This window comes from Nitrosomonadales bacterium, assembly GCA_016716325.1.
In the GTDB taxonomy this organism is placed as follows: Bacteria; Pseudomonadota; Gammaproteobacteria; order Burkholderiales; family Gallionellaceae; genus Gallionella.
The window spans coordinates 529,076-548,485 of sequence record JADJWO010000001.1 but is presented as its reverse complement, the minus strand read 5'-3'; the positions used below and the strand labels follow the sequence as shown (position 1 = coordinate 548,485).

The following is a 19,410-nucleotide window of genomic DNA, read 5'->3' as shown; positions in this document are numbered from 1 at the left end:
GCAATATGTTTGGTACTGTGTTGGGCCGTTCCGGCAGGTGCTCAGGATATGCTGGGCGAGGTGGTGGTGACGGCGACGCGCAGTGAAATCGGCGCACAGCAGGCGCCGACAGGTGTGACGGTGGTCACGGCATCGGACATCCAGACGAAGAACACCACGCGACTGGGCGACGCGCTGCAGCAGGTGCCCAGCTTGTACGTGCGTGGAGGTGCTCTGGGACAGTCGCAGGGCACACAGGGGACGAGCAGCATGTCGTTGCGCGGCATCGACCAGTCGCGCACGCTGGTGTTGCTGGACGGCCAGCCCTTACAGGATGCCAGCTCGGGCAAGGTGAACTGGCGCATACCGTTTATAGAGGACATCCAGCGCATCGAGATCGTGCCGGGAGCCTTTTCCTCGCTGTATGGCAGCAACGCAATCGGCGGTGTGGTCAACATCATCAGCAAGCGACCGGATCGACGCGAGTTCACGACCAAGATAAAAAAAGGCTGGGGTGACGCCGGCGGCGAGGATGTCAGCGTGTATTTCCGTGGCAGGATGGAGAACGGGGTCGGGCTCGTCGCCGGGCTGGGGTATCAGAATCGCGACAGCTATGTGAACGATTTCGCGGTCAAGAGGCCGGTTGCTGGGGTGCCGGGCACACCTGTCACCGGAGCAAAACCGATCACGACCCGAGATGGTTTGCCTGCCTATCTGGTCGGTGACCTTGGCAGAACACCTTGGCGCTCGATCAACGCGACAACGAAGCTTTACTATGATTTGAACGCAGGCGACAAAATATACGCCGGAATCAACTATCAGGAAACCAGCCAACGGGCTACGGGATTCAATACCTATCTCAGGGATGCCGCGACCGGCGCACCCGTCAGTAGCGGAACACTCAATGTCAACGGTCAGCGTGTTGTACTGACGAATTACGATTTCACACTCTTCTCGTTCCTGCCTTTGCGCGAAACGACGACGCAATTCCTGCTCGGTTATGACGGCGTGATAGGTGACGACTATTTGTTGAAAATAGATATGGCAAAGATCACACGCGGCTACCAGTTCACCATGGCTAGTCCGACTGCCAATTGGGATAACGGTACGGGTACTTTGTCGGACACGCCGAACGATGCGATCGACGGCTCGGTGCAGTTGAGTTTTCCTGTCGGAGAGCGGCACTTTCTGGTTACCGGCATCGCACTGCATCAGGACAAGGTAAACCAGCAGATCCTCGAACTTTCAAACTGGCGTGACCCGGGTTCAACAAGGGCCGTGAACAGTGGTTACAACGGTCAATCAACGACAGTCTCGATCTTTGCCCAAGATGAAATCAATGTGACGGATGCGTTCACGTTGTATCTGGGTGGAAGGTGGGATGACTGGAAGACTCAGGGTGACAACTTCAGCAATATCGCCCCGCTCGGAACAACGATCCATGCTTCGCGCACAGTCTCTGCAATCAGTCCCAAAATATCTGCAGTGTACAAACCGTTTGATACAGTGACATTGCGAACTTCTTTTGGGAAATCGTTTCGCGCGCCGACCAATCAGGATCTATACACATCCTCAACCAGTAGAGGGCGTACGACGACCGGCGACCCGGATCTCAAACCCGAACAAGGTACGACATGGGAACTGGGAGGGGAATGGAGAAATGGCGAAGGCAGCAAATTCACTGCTACCTATTACGAAACACAGTTAAGCGATCTGATTTATTTGCAGCAAGTCTCCGCGACAAAGTCGCTGCGCATCAATGCCGGCAAAGCCAAAGTAAAGGGGCTCGAACTGGCTGTTGCCACCAGATTGACAGGCAGGCTTGAACTGGAAGCCAATTACGCATACATCGATTCGAGGATGCTCGATAATCTGGCTGACCCTTTGAGTGTGGGCAAACGGCTCACTGATGTACCCAAGAACATCGCCGGAGTTTCGTTGACGGCGCGACAGGGAGCATGGACGGGTGTTCTGAGCGCGCGCCATTACAGTCATATATTCTGGACGGCGCAGAACACCGATATCGTCGAAGGCGTGCCGGGTAGTTATGACGCGCATACCATGGTGAACGCGAACATCGGCTATGAGTTTTCAAGGGGTGTCAAAGGGAGGCTGGATATCAACAATCTGTTTAACACCAAGGCCTATTCCTATTTCCTGTTGCCCGGAAGGAATCTGACTGTCGAAATGTCGTTTGCATTATAAGTTCATGGCGCCGGACGAGTTAACCATAAAGTGAGCACCCGACGAGAAAGATATGCTGCTACCCGATACGAATATCGCCAGCATGAGGCAGCATAGAGCATGGAGTTCCGGCCAAGGATGAAACTGTCGTCTCATCCGGTCTGGCTGGTGGGCTTTCGTCCATTCTTTGCATTGGCGCTTATATCCGGATCTATCATGCCGATTCTATGGGTGATGTTTTTTTCGGGTGCGATGCACGCCCCCAAGACTACTTTCTCGACGGCGCAGTGGCATGCACATGAGATGTTCTTCGGGTTTGGCTGGGCGGTTCTTGGTGGTTTCTTGCTGACGGCAACCAAAAACTGGGTTCGGGTGCGTGGCTATCACGGTTATTCGCTGATGTTTCTTGCGGCCGCATGGCTGTTCGAACGGATCGGCATGTGGTTCGAAGGCGATTGGCCGCCATTCCTGTTCAAGATATCGAACAATCTGTTTCTGGGGGCCATCGTCGCGATGCTGTTGTGGACGCTGATCCGAAATCGCAGGAATGACGTTTACCGCGACAACTTCCTGTTCCTGGTGATTCTCCCGGTTTTCATGTTAAGCAAGAACCTGATGCTCAGTGCTGCGCACTATGATATTGGCTGGAGTATGGCGGTAGGGTTGTTTCGAATGGCTTTCTTGGTGATGCTGGAGAGAACGATATTCCATTTCATGAAAGGAGTATTCCAGGTCGAGATTCTTAACCATGCGACGCTGAACCAGGCGATCAAGATACTCGGTCTGCTGCTTGTGTTCGAAAGTCTGATGCCGTTGCAGATAGCGGGAAGCGTCGAATTGCTGCTTGCGCTGCTGCTGGCCGGGCGTTTTCTTTACTGGAAGCCCCAATTGGCGATGCAGAGGCTCGATATCGGCATCATGTACTTGGGTTACCTCGCACTTGTTGCACAGCTGCTTATCGAATTGACCAGGCAGTTCGTTCACGCGGAATGGACTGTATCCATGTCCGTTCATATCTTCACCTTCGGCGTGATGGGACTGATTATTCCTGCCATGATGATCAGGATAGCCAAGGGGCATACAGGCAGAAAGGTGTATTTCGACATCATCGACAAACTGGCCCTGCGGGTCATGATGATGGCATTCGTGTTCCGTATTGTTGCCCCGCGATTTTACCCTGATGAGTATATATTGTGGATTGACCTTGCGGCATCATGCTGGTTCGCTTGTTTTGCAATACTCTCCTGGCGGTACATCCCCTTTTTGATGCAGCCACGGGTCGATGGTAAAGAGCACTGACTGGAATGAGCTAATTGGGTTTCCAGCGTTTCAGCAACAGCGCGTTGCTCACTACCGACACCGAACTCATCGCCATCGCGGCGCCGGCGATCACCGGATTGAGCAGGCCGGCGGCGGCGAGCGGAATGCCCAGCACGTTATAGGCGAAGGCGAAGAACAGGTTCTGGCGGATCTTGCGCAAGGTCGCATGCGACAGCGAGACCGCATCCGCCACGCTCGCCAGGTCGTTGCGCATCAGCGTGATGTCTGCCGTCTCGATGGCGATGTCGCTGCCACTGCGCATTGCGAAGCCGACGTCCGCTTCCGCCAGCGCGGGCGCGTCGTTGATGCCGTCGCCGACCATGCCGACCAGCCGTCCGCCGGACTTGAACGATCGCACCACGGCGGCCTTGTCCTGTGGCAACACCTCGGCGCGGAATTCCGTGATGCCTGCCTGTGCGGCGATGGCTTGAGCCGTGGCCTGGTTGTCGCCGCTCAGCATCACCACGCGGATGTCCATTGCGGCGAGCCTGGCTACCGCTTCCTGGCTGCTGGCGCGCAGTCGGTCAGCCAGGGCGAGGTAGCCGAGCAGGATTCCGTTTCTGGCGACCGCGATCACACTTTTGCCTTGTCGATTCCATTCCAGCACGCGTTGCTCGTCGATGACGACTCCTTTGCTCACGGCGAAAGCGGGCGAACCGAGCAGGTAATGTTTGCCGTCGAGCTTGGCCTGCAACCCCCGGCCGGACGATTCGTCGATGTGTGCGGCTGCGGCCGGCGTGATGTGCAGGGCCTTCGCATGGTCCAGCAGCGCGCGCGACAGCGGATGGGTGGAGCCTTGCGCCAGCATCGCCGCGATTTCCAGCAATCCCTCCGGTCCGATGCCCGCCGAGGGAAGGGTGTCGGTGACGCTCGGCTTGCCTTCGGTCAGCGTACCGGTCTTGTCCACCACCAGTACCGCGAGTTTGTGCGCGCGTTCCAGTGCCGCTGCATCCTTGACCAGAATGCCGGATTGTGCGGCGCGTCCGGTCGAGACGACCAGCGCGGTCGGCGTGGCCAGCCCCAGCGCACACGGACAGGAGATGACCAGCACCGCGACGGCGTTGATCAGGGCGGTGGTAAAGCCGCCGCCCGTCGCCCACCAGGCGAGGAAGGTCAGCAGCGCGATGGCCACCACCACCGGCACGAACACGGCGGAGATCCGGTCGGCGAGTTTCTGGATCGCGGCTTTCGAGCCTTGCGCCTGTTCAACCAGCCGGATGATGGCGGCGAGCTGGGTGCGCGAGCCGACCGCCAGCGCACGGCATTTGAGCAGGCCACGCTGGTTGAGCGTAGCGGCATACACCTTGTCGCCGGGTTGTTTGTCCTGCGGCAGGTTTTCTCCGGTGAGCATGGCTTCGTCCAGGCTGGACAGGCCTTCCAGTACGCTGCCGTCGACCGGCACGCTTTCGCCGGGGCGCACCAGGAACACATCGCCCACCTGCATCTGATCGACGGCCAGTTCCTGCATGACGCCGTCGCGTTCGACATGCGCGGTCTTCGGTTGCAGGTTGATCAGCGCTTCCAGCGCGCTGGAAGCCTTGGCCTTGGCGCGCGCCTCCAGCAGCTTGCCGAGCAGCACCAGGGTGATCAGCGTGGCGCTGGCCTCGAAATACAGCGGCTGATCCAGGTCGAACAGCAATACCGCACAACTGAACAGATAAGCGGCACTGGTACCGAGTGCGACCAGCACGTCCATGTTCGCGCCGCCGCCACGCAGGCTGCTCCAGGCGCCGGTATAGAAACGCCGGCCGATCCAGAGCTGCACCGGCGTGGCGAGCGCGAATTGCAGCCAGCCCGGCAGCATCGCATGGATGCCTGAGAACATCAGCAACATCTCCGCCAGCAGCGGCAGGGTGAGCAAGACGGAGATGCCGAATTGCATCCGCTGGCGGCGATAAGCGGCGGCACGTTCCGCCTTCTCGGCGGCGAAATCGCGCAATGGATGTGCCGAAAAACCGGTGGTGCCGACGGCTGCGATCAACCCTTCGATATCGGTCTGTTGCGGGTCGAAATCGATGCTGGCTTTTTCGGTGGCGATATTGACCGAGGCCGACACGCCGGGAAGCTGGTTCAGCGCTTTCTCCAGACGCGCCGAACAGGATGCGCAGTGCATCCCGGTGATTTGCAGTTCGGTGTGATCGGTTCTTGTGTCCATCTCACGCCGAATGTAGCACGATTTACAGCGGGCGTTTTATGCTTACCGCCCCGCGAATCTGGCCGGCGCTGTATCCGGTCGCCTGGTCGTGCGGATAGTTCTCGGACAGGCGCGCTTTCACGTTGTCGGAGATCTGCTCCGGCGTGCCGTGGCAGGCGACACAGCTGGGTTGCAGCGCGATGGCTTTCATGTAGCGGAAGTATTTTCCGTTAGGCTCCTTGACGATCTCGGCGGCCTCCATCATGTCGGTATCCTCGCCCTTGGCAACGCGTACCTCGAATCGTTTCAGCATCTTCTGTTCCCATGCGTCGGGGGTGCCCAGCATGGGATTGCGCACCTTGAGCGAAACGCGTGAAAGCTTCCAGCCCTGCTGGCGGGAGATGTCGCCGGCCAGTTTCGGGGCGATGTCCTTGCACACGCCGATGGCGGACTCCGGGCCGCCTTCCATCACGGCTTTTTTGTTTTCGGCCATCAGTTGCTGAGCGAACGGTTTGACCACGGCGCGACTTTCCTCGATGTAACCGGCGAGGTCGGCCGCTTGAACTCCCGCAGACGAGAGGGCGAGCAGGGTTGTGAGGGCGAGCGGTTTTTTCATGCTGATTCTCCTTGTGCTAAAAACGCCCGACAGACAACAGGGTCTATCGGGCGGAACCGGAGGGAGGCGTCCGGTTATTTTTTCATCGGGCAGGTGCTCATGCCGAACAGGGTATAGGCCGGGCAGAACCCAAAGATGCCGGTCAGCAAGGGTACGACACCGATCCATGTCCATGGGGTGTACATGCCGGCCACTGCCATGCCGACCAGAGCCAGACCTGCGACGATGCGTGCGATGCGGTCGATACCGCCTACGTTGAGTTTCATGCTGTCCTCCTTTTGTGGTTGAAACGCGGGTTGATGAATCTGTTTATATCACTTGGCAGCCTGCAACTGCCAGGAATCGTGGCAGGCCACGCAACTCGACAGCGTGTCGGTCAGCATGCCCATGATCTCCGGGGCAGGTTTGCCTGCCTCGGCGGCAGTGGCAAGGTCGTCCATGCTGTGATGTACGCTCATGCCCAGTTGCTTGAAAGGCAGCGGCAATTTTGCCAGCAGTGTCGGATTGACGTCTGCGGCTGCGGCCATGCCGGCCGAACGCGCCGCGGCAGCGACCTGTTTCATGTCGTTGCTGTTGATGCCTTGCAGGATGCCGTGGGTTGCGCCGAGCAGGCCGCGCATTTCGGTCAGCACCAGGTCGCGTTCGCTGGCCTGCAGCACGATGGCGGTGCGGTTGTCGGTGCCTTCGGCGGTATTGCCGCGCACGAAGAACCAGGCAAAGGTGGCGATGGTGGCGAACCAGAGGAGGATGGCGGTTAAGGCAAGTTTGCTGAGTTTCATGAATGAGGTTCGTGCCCAGATAATGTGAATAGGGGCGGATGGTAGAGGGGAGTCGGTGTGCTGTCTGTGAGAAAGGTCACACAGAGGTCAAAGCGCGGAGAATTTGCGCAGGGCGGGGATGTCGACGAGTTCTATTTGCTCACGCCCCAGCCTGATCCATCCCTGTTCGGCGAAGTTCTTCAGCAAGCGGCTGACAATCTCCCTCACGCTGCCGAGTTCGTCGGCGAGCGCCTGGTGGGTGGCGCGAATGGGCGAGGGTTTGGCGACCAGCAGGGCGGCGAGGCGCTGGTCGAGTTTCTGGAAGGCGACGGCCGAAACCAGTTGCATCAGGTCGGTCAGGCGTTCGGAGAACAGGCTGAAGATGTAATCCCTGAATGGTTCATGCCGGGCGATCAGGGTCTTGAACATGGTCGGCGACAACACCAGCATGTCCACATCCTGATCGACCAGGCCGCGTGCGTGGTATGGGGCATGTCCGAGCAGGCAGCTGCTGGTCAAGATGCAGCTTTCGCCCGGGCCGACGCGGTACAGCTGGAGTTCGCGCCCGTTCGGCGAACTCTTGGTCACGCGGACAGATCCTGAGAGCAGCAGCGGGAACCCTTGGCAGGGCTGGTTCTCGTCGAACACGATCGTGCCGGCCGGTAGCTGCACCACATTCGCTTCGGCCAGCAGTGTTCCGAGTTCCCCGACAGGCAGTTCGCGCAGCATCGGGTAGTGCTGTAGCAGTCGAGCGCGCAGGTCGTCAGGCATGGACAACACAGTCATACCGAGCGGAGCGGTTTCTCATTCCGGTCGCATCTGCGGGAACAGGATCACATCGCGGATGCTGGCACTATCCGTCAGCAGCATCACCAGACGATCGATGCCGATGCCTTCCCCGGCGGTCGGCGGCAGGCCATATTCCAGCGCGCGCACGTAATCGTTGTCCTTGAACATCGCTTCTTCGTCGCCGGCATCCTTGGCCGCAACCTGCGCGTCGAAACGCGCCGCCTGGTCTTCAGCGTCGTTCAGCTCGGAGAAGCCGTTGGCGATCTCGCGCCCGACGATGAACAGTTCGAAGCGCTCGGTGATGTCGGGACGGGTGTCGCTGCTGCGCGCCAGCGGCGAGACCTCGATCGGGTAATCGACGATGAAGGTGGGCTCGAACAGGTGGGCTTCGGCCAGTTCCTCGAACAGCGAGAGCTGCAATCCGCCGATGCCGTCCTCGGGCTTGTACTTGGCCTTCAGGTCTTCCAGTTCGTTGATCACGAAATCGCGGTCGCCCAGTTGCGCGTCGGTGAACTGCGGATGATATTTCTGGATCGCCTGCACCATGGTCAGTCGGTGGAACGGTTTGCCAAGGTCAAGTTCCTTGCCCTGGTAAGTGATGAGCGTGGCGCCCAGCACTTTTTGCGTCACCTCGCGGAACAGGCGCTCGGTGAAATCCATCAGGTATTGGTAATCTCGGTACGCCTCGTAGAATTCCAGCATCGTGAATTCCGGGTTGTGGCGCGTGGACAGGCCCTCGTTGCGGAAGTTGCGGTTGACCTCGAATACCTTCTCGAAACCGCCGACCACCAGACGCTTCAGGTACAACTCCGGCGCGATGCGCAGATACATCTTCATGTCCAGCGCGTTGTGGTGCGTCTCGAACGGCTTGGCCGCCGCGCCGCCCGGGATGGAGTGCATCATCGGCGTCTCCACTTCCATGTAACCGTGGTTCACGAAGAAATCGCGGATCGCCTGGATGATGCGGGTGCGCGTCACGAACACCTTGCGCGCATCCTCGTTGGTGATCAGGTCGAGATAGCGCTGGCGGTATTTCTGCTCCTGGTCGGTCAGGCCGTGGAATTTTTCCGGAAGCGGGCGCAGCGACTTGGTCAGCAGGCGGATTTGCGAGACGCGCACCGACAGTTCTCCGGTCTTGGTCTTGAACAGCACGCCCTGCGCGCCGAGGATGTCGCCGAGATCGTAATGTTTGAACGCGTCGTGCGCTTCCTCGCCGGTATCGTTATTGCTGACGAACAACTGGATGCGCCCGCCCATGTCCTGGACGGTGGCGAAGCTGGCCTTGCCCATCACGCGCTTCAGCATCATGCGCCCGGCCACTGCAACGCGGACCTGTGCGGCCTCCAGTTCGTCGTGCGTCTTGCCGCCGAACTCGGCATGCAGGTCCCCGGCGAGGTGCGTGCGGTCGAAGTCGTTCGGGAAGGCGACGCCTTGTGCGCGGATCGCATTCAGTTTGGCGCGGCGTTCCGCGATGATCTGGTTCTCGTCTTGGGCTGGGATGATGGGTTCGTTGCTCATGATGTTCTGTATGACTGAAGGTTAATTTTGGCGGCGTGAAATATAGCACAGGGACGGGGTTTTCAGGGCTACAGATACCCTTCTTGCTCGCCCTTTTCGCCATGTTCCAGCATCCATTCCAGCAATTCGGATAGCGGGGCGGGGAGTGTGGGTTCCTGGCTCAGGGTGGCGAGTTGCAGCTTGTCACCCTCGGTCAGAGGCTTGCGCACGCGCAGGGCAGAGAGGTCGTTGGCGGACATCCGCCACGGTTGCCAGTCTAGTTTGCGTTCGCGCCACAGTTCAGCAGCCTTGAGAGCGATGGCGATGCCTGCCGGGTCCGGGTCGCAGGCCAGTTGGGCTGGTGCGGGAGCCAGATCAAGCAGATGGCCGACAGCCGCGCGCCACCAAGTCGGCGGGAAGCCGGGCAGCCAGATAACACCCGCGTCCAGTTCGCGTTGTTTGGCGACGCGCTCAAAGCTGGTGCGGTTCTCTACCAGTTGCCAGCGGTTGATCGTTCCTGATGTTTTCGTTACAGCCTGCATGGTTTCAGGCGTGATCGCGGCAAAGTCCGGGTTGGCAGCGAGATCGATTTGCCCATGCGGCAGGTAAAGCAGCAGTGGTGTGGCGAGCAGCAGCAACGGCGTGTGACCTTCGATGCCAAATTCGGCCAGATCGAGCACCGATTCCAGCCAGTCCCACATACTATTGCTGACCGATTTGGTGTCGCCGCGCGAAAACAGCGCGAAGTCGCGGCGAGTGCCGTTGCGTTGCGCTTCCTGCCAGCGCTGCAAGGCAGCGATTAAATCAGCGCGTGCCAAAGCGCGATGTAAGGGGAGTTCATCCAGTGCAAGTAATGCGGGAGCCAGATTGTTGTCGCAGTGGCTCGCCAACGTTTCGCGTAGTTCTTGCCAGCGAAGTGCATTCTGCTCTTTGTCGCTGATTCCGAGCGCGGCGCGCAGTTGCGGCAAGTTGCGCAGTTCCATTGAGCGCGGCCACCAGTCGCCATGCTCGCGTTCTTCGATGATGATAGCCCAGCCTTGGCGTAGCAGCCATTCACGCAGTGCATCGGCGAGCGGCAGGTTGGCTGTGCCAGAGTCTTTCAGCAGTGTTTCCCAACGGCTTTTGCCGCCGCGTCTCACCCAGCGGGTTAACAGTTCACGCCAATCGGAGGGGATTAGTTCGAGTTCGCTGGCAGGCTTAGTGCGAAATCGCCGGCGGCGCTTGCACAGTGCGCGCTCATCAAGCAGTTCGATCCGGATCGAATCAAGCGTGCTCATGTTGTTCGCGCACCAACACACCAATACGCGGAGCCCACGCATCGTTTGGCCGTTTCTTGAACGTCACCAACGTGAGCATGGACGGGTCATACACGCTGACGTTGTGTGTGACCGGGGTGGTGAGCAGGTATTGCGCGCGGGTGGCTTTGAGGAAAGAGGCGACGCGCTCGATGTTGACAATATCGAGGTGGGCGAACGGTTCGTCGATGAATACGAAGCCGCCGGGGCGCGATTCTTCCATCATCAGGCCGACCAGCAGGATCAGCGATTTCATCACTTGCTGTCCGCCGGAAGCATCGCCGTCGTTCATACCCATGAAGCCCTTCTCGTCGAAGTCGAAGCGCACTGCCAGCCCGGCTTGCGATAGCGTGACATCGTCGCCGTTGGCCAATGACACGGGTTCGTATTCGACTTTGATGCCGGCCATTTCGCCCAGCACCTTGAGATTTTTCACATAGCGGGCGATGGTGTAACGCAGCACGGCGATGTATTGCTCGCGTGCCGCATCGGTCTGGCTGCGCGCCATTTCGTTGTCGCGGCGGCGCGTGGCCAAATCGCTTTCCTGATGCGCGTAGTCATCGCGAATTTTGTCGCGTAACACGATCACGCTGGCATCGGTTTCCCACGATTCATCGGCAAAGCGGGCTTCGATTTCGTGGATGCGTCTTTCGATGTTGGTGCTGTCGCGCCACTGTTCGGCGATTAGCTGATTGGCTGTCGCATCGCGCCAAGTTGCGGGCATTTGCCGGCGATTATGCCGCAAGCGTTGTAAACGTTTAGCTTGTTCTTCGCGCGCGGGGCGGTTTTCTTTTTCGGCGATTTCTTTGTCCAGTCTTTGCATGAACTGGCGGATATTCCCCAGTGTGCTGTTTGCCGCAACCACCGCATCATCTGCTTGTTCGCGATCTTGCTGTGCTTGAAATACGCCGTTGTCGCGGCGTTTGATGACCAGCACGTCATAGTGTTGGCGTGCCTCGGCAAACTCGGCGGCGCGCGCAGCCAGTCGCGCGCTGGCATCTTCTCCGGCGAGTTGCGCTTTAAGATTGTTCAGGCGCGCAGACAAGTCATCGCGTTGCTGGCGCAATGGCGCGAGGATTTTTTCCAGATCGGCGCGTTGCTGGCGCAGCGATTCCAGCCGCGCCTTGCCGAAGCGCGCCTGTTCCGGTGCGGCAAAACGTCCGCCGCGCCGCTCGCGCAAATAACCCTGGCGCGTGATCCAGTCTTCGCCGCGCGGCAGTTTCGCGCCCGCGTTGGCATCTTCCACGCGGCGGATGCGTTCCAGCAGCCGCAACAACCATTCCGGCACCGGCTGCGCAAAGCGCACCACTTCCAGCAACGAACCTTGCGGTGCGAGGCCGGGCTTGCTGCGTTCCGGCACGATGAAATGGCGGTAGCGCAATTTTTCGCCGAGCGCCATCGCCGCTTCCGCATCTTTTTCTTTCGCCAGCAACACGATGTGTGCGAACGGCGCCAGCACGGCCTCCACGGCGGCTTGCCAAGACGGATCGACGATCTCCACCAGATCGGTGAGCAAATCGTGGGCGATGCCCGCGCCGCTTAACGCTTGACGGAACGCGGCGACATCGGCGGGATCGCTGCGCCGTCCGGCGGCGAGGTTTTCCAGCATCTCGTCCAGTTGGCGCTGCTGCTGTTCCAGTTCGGCGATGCGCAAGCGCAGACGGTCGCGCTCGTTTTCCAGATGCTCCAGTTCGCGCGCATCGGCGGCTTGGCCGCCCGCGCTTTCAACTTGCTGCAACAGCCGGTCATGCTGTTTGACGAGGGCTTCCCAGTTGCCCAGTTCGCGGTTGAGTTCGTTCAGCGCGCGCTGTTGCACTTGCTCGTTTTCGTGCGCGGCCTGCTTGCGCAACTGCGCCGCTTGCAGGGCTTGCTGCTGCACTTGCAGTTCCAGCGTCAGCGCGTGGCGCTCGGCGCGCTTGCCGCGCCAGTCGCGGCGTAAGCCCTGCAATGTGCGCCCCGCGTTCTCGGCTTCTTTTTGCAGCAGATGGTGTTCCAGGCGCGGGCGCGTTTCCGACACCAGCACGGTGCGCTCTTCGTTTAGGCGCTGCCATTCGAGATAACGATTTACGTTCAGTTCGTGTGTTTTGAGGCTATAACCAAGCGCTTCCAAATTTCGCTGCACTGCATCCAGTTCGCGCGAGGTGTACTCCTGATGGTGGCGCGCTTCCTGATAGCGCTCCAGCACTTCCTTGTCGCCAAACACCTGAAACACCAGCTCAAGCAATTCTTTGGGCGAAAGCTCGCACAGCTTGTCGGTTTGCCCCTGTTCCAGCGACAACACGCGCGCGATAGCGGGCGACAATCCGGCGCTGTGCAGCAGGCGCTGATAATCGCGCACGCCGAATTCCTGTCCCTGTTGCTCGATGTCTTCCAGCGATACTTCGCCTTCCGCCACCCAATATTTGCGCACCCAGTCGCCACCTTTCTTGTCGATGCGACAAGCCAGCGTGATGCGGTCTTGCTGGTAGGGCAGACCGAACGGGCGGCGGCTTGAGCCGGGCGGGCGCTGGTTATCCACCACGCCGCGCAGCCAGCAGAAGTCTTCGCCGTTGCGCCGCACATAACGTTTGTAATCGCGCTTCTTCGAGCATTCCAGCGCCAGCAGCGTGCGCAGCGCATCGAGTAGCGTGGTCTTGCCCGAGCCGTTGGGGCCGACGATGGTGATGATGGAAGCATCCAGCGGCAATTTGAAGCGCTGCCAGTAGTCCCAATGTACGGTTTCCAGTTCGAGCAGGCGAAACATCAGTTGACCTCCGGGGTAACTTCGGCCAGCACGCCACGTTTTTTCAGCAAGTCGGCCAGCGCGCCGTTGAGGATGCGCGGAGCCATTTCGGCGTAGTCGAAGGCGAGGTCGAGCAATGGGCCTTCGTGGATGACTTTGTTTTTGCGTTCAATAAAACCGAGGCGAGAAAGTGGAGCAAGGGCAAATTTTTCGAGGCGCGTTTTCCCACCCAGCAACTTGCCATAGTCTTCCAGCAGAATATTTTCGGCGATGCCGCGCGAGGCTTCGTGCGCAAGCGGCGTGAGTTTTACGGTCTCAAACAGCTCGCTTTGCGACTCCTGTTGCGCCGCCTCGCCCGCCAGCTGGCGCTCGCGCTTGGGCAGGATGATGAGCGCCCACAGAATCACCAGCAGCGCCACCGCGTCTTTGGGCAGGCCGATGTTGCTGGCTTGCCAGGTGTCGTGCTGCTCGAATACTGCGCTCTCGATATCGCGGGTGAGAGCGATGCCGACATGGGCGGCAAACGGTTGCGACAGTAGGCGCATGCCGCAGGTGGCAAGGCGCTGATCCACTTCATCGCGGAAGCTGCTGTCGATCAGCAAGCGGCGTACCTCTGCATCTTCACGCGGCAAGTAGCGCATCGCCAGTAAGCGCGCAATCAGCCGCGCGGCAGGGTCGTGATTCATTTTGAGTTCTCCTGTAAAGGAATAAGTTCGCCCGCGCTCATGGAGGCGACTTCGTTGCGATGCACGGGGTGCAATTCGTTACTGCTGTTATCCCAATACACAGTTAATGGCAGCGTTGCCAACGGCGCGAGTTCCGGATCGACGTTTTGTTCGCCAATAAATGCCAGCAATGACATGCGATAGGAAGCCGCGCTGAAATTGTCTCCAACCACGGCATCGGTGACAGACATTGCTTGAGGTAAGGCGGAAAGTAGGCGGATAAGCGCAGCCAGTTGCGGCGGCGGTTCGTGTGGGATGTCTTGGGTGTGTTCGATGGCAGCGGGCGGGGGCAGTGTGGAGACACGCCGCGTGGGTTGTTCGCGTTCGATGAAATCTTCGGTGTTATCCACCATCACATCGGGTAGTACAAAGGTCGCTTCAGGAACGACTGCGAGTTGTTGATCAGACAGAACGACTAGTTCATCTATCGTGCGTTCTTTGAGCCATATAGCCAATTCGGAGGAGGTGAGCCCGCCTTGCGATAAATGCACTTGCTGTCGCGCAATGGCGGCAAGCTCCCTTTGGAATACAGATGACATGCGCATGATGCGCGATTGGCGTGAGCCGATTTCCTGTGCCAGCCGCCAACTGGCATCATCAGCAAGTCCAGATTCACCGAGGTTCTTCAGCACTTCGTTGCCTTTCTCCATCCACTTCCATACTGATTGGAGTTGGCTTTGTGCGGCACGCAAACGAAACTCAGAGCCGGAGGCGACTGCTTGGGCAAACGAATCTTCCAGTTCGGTGAGGCGTGCCAGCAGGTGTGACAGTGCTTCGGGCGATAGTTTTCCGACGGCGGAACCAGCAGCGACTTGGGCGGCATAAAATCCCAATTCGCTATCAGCCTCGGCGCTGAACGAAAGAAGGTTGGATAGTGCCGCCAACACCATGCGACCAGCGGTGGATAAGCGATAAACGCGGCGTTCTACATCCCACAGCAGTAGTTCGTGTTCGCGCAAACGGCTGAGTACAGTATTGAGTTTTGCTGAAGCGAAAAACGCGAAGTGCGTTTCCAGTTCACGCGGAGACCAGTCCGGCGCATCAGCACGAAGGCCAATCTCGCGCAATATAACTAGGCGCACCAGCACTTCTTCATCACCACCGCGAAACAGCGCGATCATCGCGCCAATCAGTGGCTTGGCTTTGTTCAGTGGGAAAAATTGCTCTACGTCATTCGGGACGATGCCGGGTGCGAAAAATTCAGCTAGCGAATTTTCGTCATGCTCGGACATTGTTAAACGCCTTGCTTCAGGCTGGCTTCGATGAAGGCATCGAGGTCGCCGTCGAGCACTTTTTGCGTGGCGGAGATCTCGACGTTGGTGCGCAGATCCTTGATGCGCGAGTTGTCGAGCACATAGGATCGTATCTGGTGGCCCCAGCCCACATCGGTCTTGGAGGCTTCCAGCTTGTCCGCTTCGGATTGGCGCTTGCGCAGTTCCAGTTCGTACAGGCGCGATTTCAGCATGGCCATCGCTTCGGCCTTGTTGCGATGCTGCGAACGGTCGCTCTGGCATTGCACGACGATGCCGGTCGGCGCGTGGGTGATGCGGATCGCTGAGTCGGTCTTGTTGATGTGCTGGCCACCCGCGCCGCTGGCGCGGAAGGTGTCGATGCGCAGGTCGGCCGGGTTGATGTCCACCTCGATGGAGTCGTCCACTTCGGGCGAGACGAACAGGCTGGCAAAGGAGGTGTGTCGTCCGCCGGAAGAATCGAACGGCGATTTGCGCACCAGGCGATGCACGCCGGTCTCGGTGCGCAGGTGTCCATAGGCATATTCGCCTTCGACCTTGAGCGAAGCGCTGCGGATGCCCGCGACATCGCCGTCGGTCTGTTCCAGTACTTCGACCTTGAAGCCCTTGCGTTCGCAGTATTTCAGGTATTGGCGCAGTAGCATGGAAGCCCAGTCACAGGCTTCGGTACCGCCTGCGCCGGCCTGGATGTCGATGAAGCAGTTGTTCGGGTCTGCCGGGTTGGAGAACATGCGGCGGAATTCCATTTCCGCAACGCGTTTTTCGATGTCCCGGACATCGTCCGCGATGCCGTTCAGGCTGTCCTCGTCGTTCTCAGCCTGGGCCATCTCGAACAGTTCCGAGGCGTCAGTGATGTCCTGCCGAATCTTCGTCAGGCCGAGCACAACGGTTTCCAGCGACTTGCGCTCACGTCCCAGATCCTGGGCGCGTTTGGCGTCCTGCCAGATGGCCGGGTCTTCGGCGAGTTCGCAGACTTCGGTCAGGCGTTCCTGCTTGGTATCGAAGTCAAAGATACCTCCGCAATTCTGCGCTGCGCGAGGCGAGATCCTGCAGCTGGTTGGACAAGGCGTTGAGTTGTTCGGCTTCCATGATTTTGTCGTGTGCTGAAAAGGGCGCGATTATAACGCAAACAGTCCGGCCAGCACCCCGAGGGCGATGGCGCCGAATCCGATGGCGACATGTCTTGCGAGAACCCAGCCGCCGATGAAGACCACCATGCCGAACTTGAAGGCGAGATTGGAAAGAAAAGCGATGGCGATGGCTGTTACCGCCTGCTGCTGGCTTAACTGGCCGAGATTCAGCAGGCGCAGACTGGATAACGTGATCGCGTCCACATCGGTCAGTCCGGAGACCAGTGCCACGACATACAACCCCTGATTGCCCGCGAAATCCTCCATCCATGCCGCCGCCAGCAACACCGCCACATACATCAGGCCGAAGCCGATGGCGGTGTGCAGTTCGGCGGGATTGGAAGTCTCGGGGAAGTGAGGCTCGGGGGCATTGCTCATCCTGCGCCAGTTATACAGTGCGACGAACAGGCCCGACAGCAGTCCGCCCAGCAGTACCGGCAACAGGTCGGGCAATGCGGCGTAGGCGACCACGGAACTGACAATTATCAGGCGCAGTAATACCACCATGCTGGCGATCACGATGACCGAGGCGGCCACTTCCAGCATGGCAGGGGCGCTCTTGCCGCGCCTCGCATAGCTCAATGTGGTTGCGGTGCTCGACACCAGGCCGCCGAGAAAGCCCAGCAACAGCGTGCCATAGCGCGTGCCCACCATTTGCAGTGCGGCGTAACCGGTGAGGCTGAGCCCGGAGATCAGCACCACCATCAGCCATGCCTGGTAGGGATTGACGGCATCGTACGGCCCGTAATTCTGGTCCGGCAGGATCGGCAGCACGATGAAGGTCAGTACCGCGAATTGCAGTATGGCGACCAGATCGCGGCGCGTCAGCCGTTGCGATATGCCGTGCAGTTCGGGTTTGAAATAGAGCAGGGCGGTGATGCCGATCGCCAGCATCACGGCGAGTCTGGCCAGGTCGTACCAGATCATGATGCCCAGCCCGTAACTGAGCAGCAGTGCGATGACCGTGGTGGTGCCGGGGTCGGATTCGTCCCCGGGATGATTGAGGTAGGCGGCGACGATCATGCCCGCCACCGCGACCAGTCCGACCACCAGCAGCCAGGGCGAGCCGAGTTTGTCGGAGAGCAGCGCCAGCAGCGTGCCCAGCACGGCGACCAGCGCGAAGGTGCGCAGACCGGCCTTGGCCGACGGGTTGCGTTCGCGCTCCAGCCCGATCAGCAAGCCTAGGGCCAGGCTGGTGAGAAACTGCGGCAAGGCTTCGATGCCGTTCCCTTGCAGAAAATCGAGTTCCATCGCTTCACCCTTTCGTGTGCTGCCACTGCCGAACGATGAGTTGCAGATCCTGCGTGCCATTGTATTCATTGACGCCCAGGCTGTACACGAGATGCACGCGCTCCGGCAGCGGTTCGCTTTGACCGAACAGTATCGCGTCCATGGATCTCCCCTGTATTCCCAGACGCAACTTGAGATGTTTTTCGCCGACCACGCGCTGGCCCTGCACGATGAAGTCGTCATTGAACTGCGGCGCGGGGAAGCCCTGTCCCCACACCTGGTCTTCGAGCAGGCGCGCCGTTTCCAGCGTCATGTCCGCATGTTCCAGCGAGCCGTCCGTTTCGATGCGCTGAGTCAGGTCGTCGGTGTCGAGCAGTTCGCTGGCGACCTGTTCGAAGGATGAGGCGAACCGGTCGAAATCGGCCTCGGCGATGCTCAGGCCGGCGGCTGCGGCGTGACCACCGAATTTCCTGATCAGCGCAGGATGCCGTTTGCTGACCAGATCCAGCGCATCACGCAGGTGCAATCCGGAGATGGAACGTCCCGAACCTTTCAGTTCACCGTCATTGGCGCGCGCGAAGGCGATGGTCGGGCGATGGAACTTGTCCTTGAGGCGCGAAGCGAGGATGCCGATCACGCCCTGATGCCAGTTTTCGTCGAACAGCGCGAGACTGAAACTTTCGCTTGGCTCGACCGACTCGAGCGCCGCCAGCGCCGCTTCCTGCATGTCGGTCTCGATGGTGCGTCGCTCGCGGTTGAGGGCGTCCAGCCGGGTCGCGATCCGCATCGCGGTTGCGGCATCGTCGGACAGCAGGCATTCGATGCCAAGACTCATGTCGTCCAGTCGCCCGGCTGCGTTCAGGCGCGGGCCGACGGCAAAGCCCAGGTCCTGGCTGGATGTGTGGGCTGGGTCTTTCCTTGCCACTTGCAACAGCGCTTTGATGCCGGCGCAGGCGCGTCCGGCACGGATGCGCTGCAGGCCCTGCTGCACCAGGATGCGATTGTTCTGGCCTAGTTTGACCACGTCGGCAACCGTGCCCAGGGCCACGAGATCGAGTAGTTCGGCAAGCCTGGGTTCGGGACAATCGGTGAATGTGCCGCGTGCGCGCAGTTCCGCGCGCAACGCCAGCAGCACATAGAACATCACGCCCACGCCCGCCAAGTGCTTGTCTGGAAAGGCGCATCCGCGCTGATTGGGATTGACGATGCTCGCGGCATCCGGCAAGGCATCGGCGGGCAAATGATGGTCGGTGACCAGCACGCGCATCCCGAGCTGGTTGGCTTCCGCCACGCCTTCGATGCTGGCGATGCCGTTATCCACCGTCAACAGGATGTCCGGCTCACTTCGGGCGGCCAGTCGCACGATCTCCGGCGTCAGCCCGTACCCGTATTCAAAACGGTTCGGCACGAGGAAGTCGATGTGCGCGCCAAAGGCACGCAACCCGCGTACGGCCACTGCGCAGGCGGTCGCGCCGTCCGCGTCATAGTCGGCGATGACCAGTATGCTGTCTTGTGCAGCGATGGCGTCGGCCAGATGGCGCGCCATTTCATGGATGTTTTTCAGGTTGTCGAACGGCAGCAGTCCGGCGAGCGAAGTTTCAAGTTGCCGGTTGTCGGTGATGCCCCGCGCCGCGAAGATCTTTGCCAAGGCAGAGGGGTGACCGCTGTCGAGCAAATGCCGCAGGGCCAGTTCGGGTATGTTGCGCGGTACGATCTCAGGCATGGAAACAATCGGTTCGAGCGTTATTTCATATGAGCCGAGTTTAGCACTCCGGGGGCGC

General features: G+C 59.7%; 15 protein-coding genes. 2 read left to right on the top strand and 13 right to left on the bottom strand.

Annotated features, from left to right (window positions below; all coding sequences use genetic code 11):
- The first annotated feature begins 48 nt into the window (after positions 1-48).
- Positions 49-2,184, top strand: coding sequence for a TonB-dependent receptor (locus tag IPM27_02525; GenBank protein ID MBK9160433.1), 2,136 nt, complete (start codon positions 49-51; stop codon positions 2,182-2,184).
- Between the two features lie 117 nt (positions 2,185-2,301).
- Complete coding sequence (locus IPM27_02520) at positions 2,302-3,462, top strand: NnrS family protein (protein MBK9160432.1); 1,161 nt, start codon at positions 2,302-2,304, stop codon at positions 3,460-3,462.
- A gap of 10 nt (positions 3,463-3,472) precedes the next feature.
- On the opposite strand, the gene cadA is transcribed toward IPM27_02520, so the two are convergent.
- The 13 genes from cadA to recJ all read right to left on the bottom strand — a co-directional run bounded on the left by cadA (position 3,473) and on the right by recJ (position 19,352).
- Entirely contained in the window at positions 3,473-5,638 is a 2,166-nt protein-coding gene (gene cadA / locus IPM27_02515; GenBank protein ID MBK9160431.1) for a cadmium-translocating P-type ATPase, read from the bottom strand.
- Between the two features lie 22 nt (positions 5,639-5,660).
- A complete protein-coding gene (locus tag IPM27_02510; GenBank protein ID MBK9160430.1) occupies positions 5,661-6,233 on the bottom strand; it encodes a DUF3365 domain-containing protein in 573 nt (190 codons plus the stop codon).
- A 74-nt stretch (positions 6,234-6,307) separates the two neighbouring features.
- Positions 6,308-6,499, bottom strand: coding sequence for a DUF2892 domain-containing protein (locus IPM27_02505; GenBank protein ID MBK9160429.1), 192 nt, complete (start codon positions 6,497-6,499; stop codon positions 6,308-6,310).
- Between the two features lie 48 nt (positions 6,500-6,547).
- Positions 6,548-7,012, bottom strand: a complete 465-nt coding sequence (locus IPM27_02500) for a hypothetical protein (protein ID MBK9160428.1) — start codon at positions 7,010-7,012, stop codon at positions 6,548-6,550.
- An 87-nt stretch (positions 7,013-7,099) separates the two neighbouring features.
- On the bottom strand, positions 7,100-7,777 hold the full coding sequence (locus IPM27_02495; protein ID MBK9160427.1) for a Crp/Fnr family transcriptional regulator: 678 nt from the start codon (positions 7,775-7,777) through the stop codon (positions 7,100-7,102).
- Between the two features lie 18 nt (positions 7,778-7,795).
- Positions 7,796-9,298, bottom strand: a complete 1,503-nt coding sequence (gene lysS / locus IPM27_02490) for a lysine--tRNA ligase (GenBank protein MBK9160426.1) — start codon at positions 9,296-9,298, stop codon at positions 7,796-7,798.
- Between the two features lie 68 nt (positions 9,299-9,366).
- Complete coding sequence (locus IPM27_02485) at positions 9,367-10,554, bottom strand: DUF2399 domain-containing protein (GenBank protein MBK9160425.1); 1,188 nt, start codon at positions 10,552-10,554, stop codon at positions 9,367-9,369.
- Positions 10,541-13,315: an AAA family ATPase gene (locus IPM27_02480; protein ID MBK9160424.1), complete on the bottom strand. Its 2,775-nt coding sequence runs from the start codon at positions 13,313-13,315 to the stop codon at positions 10,541-10,543. The genes IPM27_02485 and IPM27_02480 overlap by 14 nt, the downstream gene beginning before the upstream one ends.
- On the bottom strand, positions 13,315-13,980 hold the full coding sequence (locus IPM27_02475; protein MBK9160423.1) for a hypothetical protein: 666 nt from the start codon (positions 13,978-13,980) through the stop codon (positions 13,315-13,317). The genes IPM27_02480 and IPM27_02475 overlap by 1 nt, the downstream gene beginning before the upstream one ends.
- A complete protein-coding gene (locus IPM27_02470) occupies positions 13,977-15,251 on the bottom strand; it encodes a hypothetical protein (GenBank protein ID MBK9160422.1) in 1,275 nt (424 codons plus the stop codon). The genes IPM27_02475 and IPM27_02470 overlap by 4 nt, the downstream gene beginning before the upstream one ends.
- A gap of 2 nt (positions 15,252-15,253) precedes the next feature.
- Positions 15,254-16,358 (bottom strand): peptide chain release factor 2 gene (gene prfB / locus IPM27_02465; GenBank protein ID MBK9160421.1). Its coding sequence is split into 2 segments (ribosomal slippage): positions 15,254-16,276 and positions 16,278-16,358, totalling 1,104 coding nucleotides; the frame shifts between segments, so codons are not numbered across the junction.
- A gap of 29 nt (positions 16,359-16,387) precedes the next feature.
- Entirely contained in the window at positions 16,388-17,650 is a 1,263-nt protein-coding gene (locus IPM27_02460) for an MgtC/SapB family protein (GenBank protein ID MBK9160420.1), read from the bottom strand.
- 4 nt (positions 17,651-17,654) lie between these two features.
- Positions 17,655-19,352, bottom strand: coding sequence for a single-stranded-DNA-specific exonuclease RecJ (recJ, locus tag IPM27_02455; protein MBK9160419.1), 1,698 nt, complete (start codon positions 19,350-19,352; stop codon positions 17,655-17,657).
- Between the last annotated feature and the right edge of the window lie 58 nt (positions 19,353-19,410).

Excerpts from the sequence above, each read along its gene's own strand:
- lysS (MBK9160426.1), bottom strand. The coding sequence starts at position 9,298 with ATGAGCAACGAACCCATCATCCCAGCCCAAGACGAGAACCAGATCATC.
- IPM27_02520 (MBK9160432.1), top strand. The coding sequence starts at position 2,302 with ATGAAACTGTCGTCTCATCCGGTCTGGCTGGTGGGCTTTCGTCCATTC.
- IPM27_02495 (MBK9160427.1), bottom strand. The coding sequence starts at position 7,777 with ATGACTGTGTTGTCCATGCCTGACGACCTGCGCGCTCGACTGCTACAG.
- recJ (MBK9160419.1), bottom strand. The coding sequence starts at position 19,352 with ATGCCTGAGATCGTACCGCGCAACATACCCGAACTGGCCCTGCGGCAT.
- IPM27_02510 (MBK9160430.1), bottom strand. The coding sequence starts at position 6,233 with ATGAAAAAACCGCTCGCCCTCACAACCCTGCTCGCCCTCTCGTCTGCG.
- cadA (MBK9160431.1), bottom strand. The coding sequence starts at position 5,638 with ATGGACACAAGAACCGATCACACCGAACTGCAAATCACCGGGATGCAC.
- IPM27_02480 (MBK9160424.1), bottom strand. The coding sequence starts at position 13,315 with ATGTTTCGCCTGCTCGAACTGGAAACCGTACATTGGGACTACTGGCAG.
- IPM27_02500 (MBK9160428.1), bottom strand. The coding sequence starts at position 7,012 with ATGAAACTCAGCAAACTTGCCTTAACCGCCATCCTCCTCTGGTTCGCC.
- IPM27_02475 (MBK9160423.1), bottom strand. The coding sequence starts at position 13,980 with ATGAATCACGACCCTGCCGCGCGGCTGATTGCGCGCTTACTGGCGATG.
- IPM27_02460 (MBK9160420.1), bottom strand. The coding sequence starts at position 17,650 with ATGGAACTCGATTTTCTGCAAGGGAACGGCATCGAAGCCTTGCCGCAG.
- IPM27_02470 (MBK9160422.1), bottom strand. The coding sequence starts at position 15,251 with ATGTCCGAGCATGACGAAAATTCGCTAGCTGAATTTTTCGCACCCGGC.
- IPM27_02485 (MBK9160425.1), bottom strand. The coding sequence starts at position 10,554 with ATGAGCACGCTTGATTCGATCCGGATCGAACTGCTTGATGAGCGCGCA.
- IPM27_02525 (MBK9160433.1), top strand. The coding sequence starts at position 49 with ATGCTGGGCGAGGTGGTGGTGACGGCGACGCGCAGTGAAATCGGCGCA.
- IPM27_02505 (MBK9160429.1), bottom strand. The coding sequence starts at position 6,499 with ATGAAACTCAACGTAGGCGGTATCGACCGCATCGCACGCATCGTCGCA.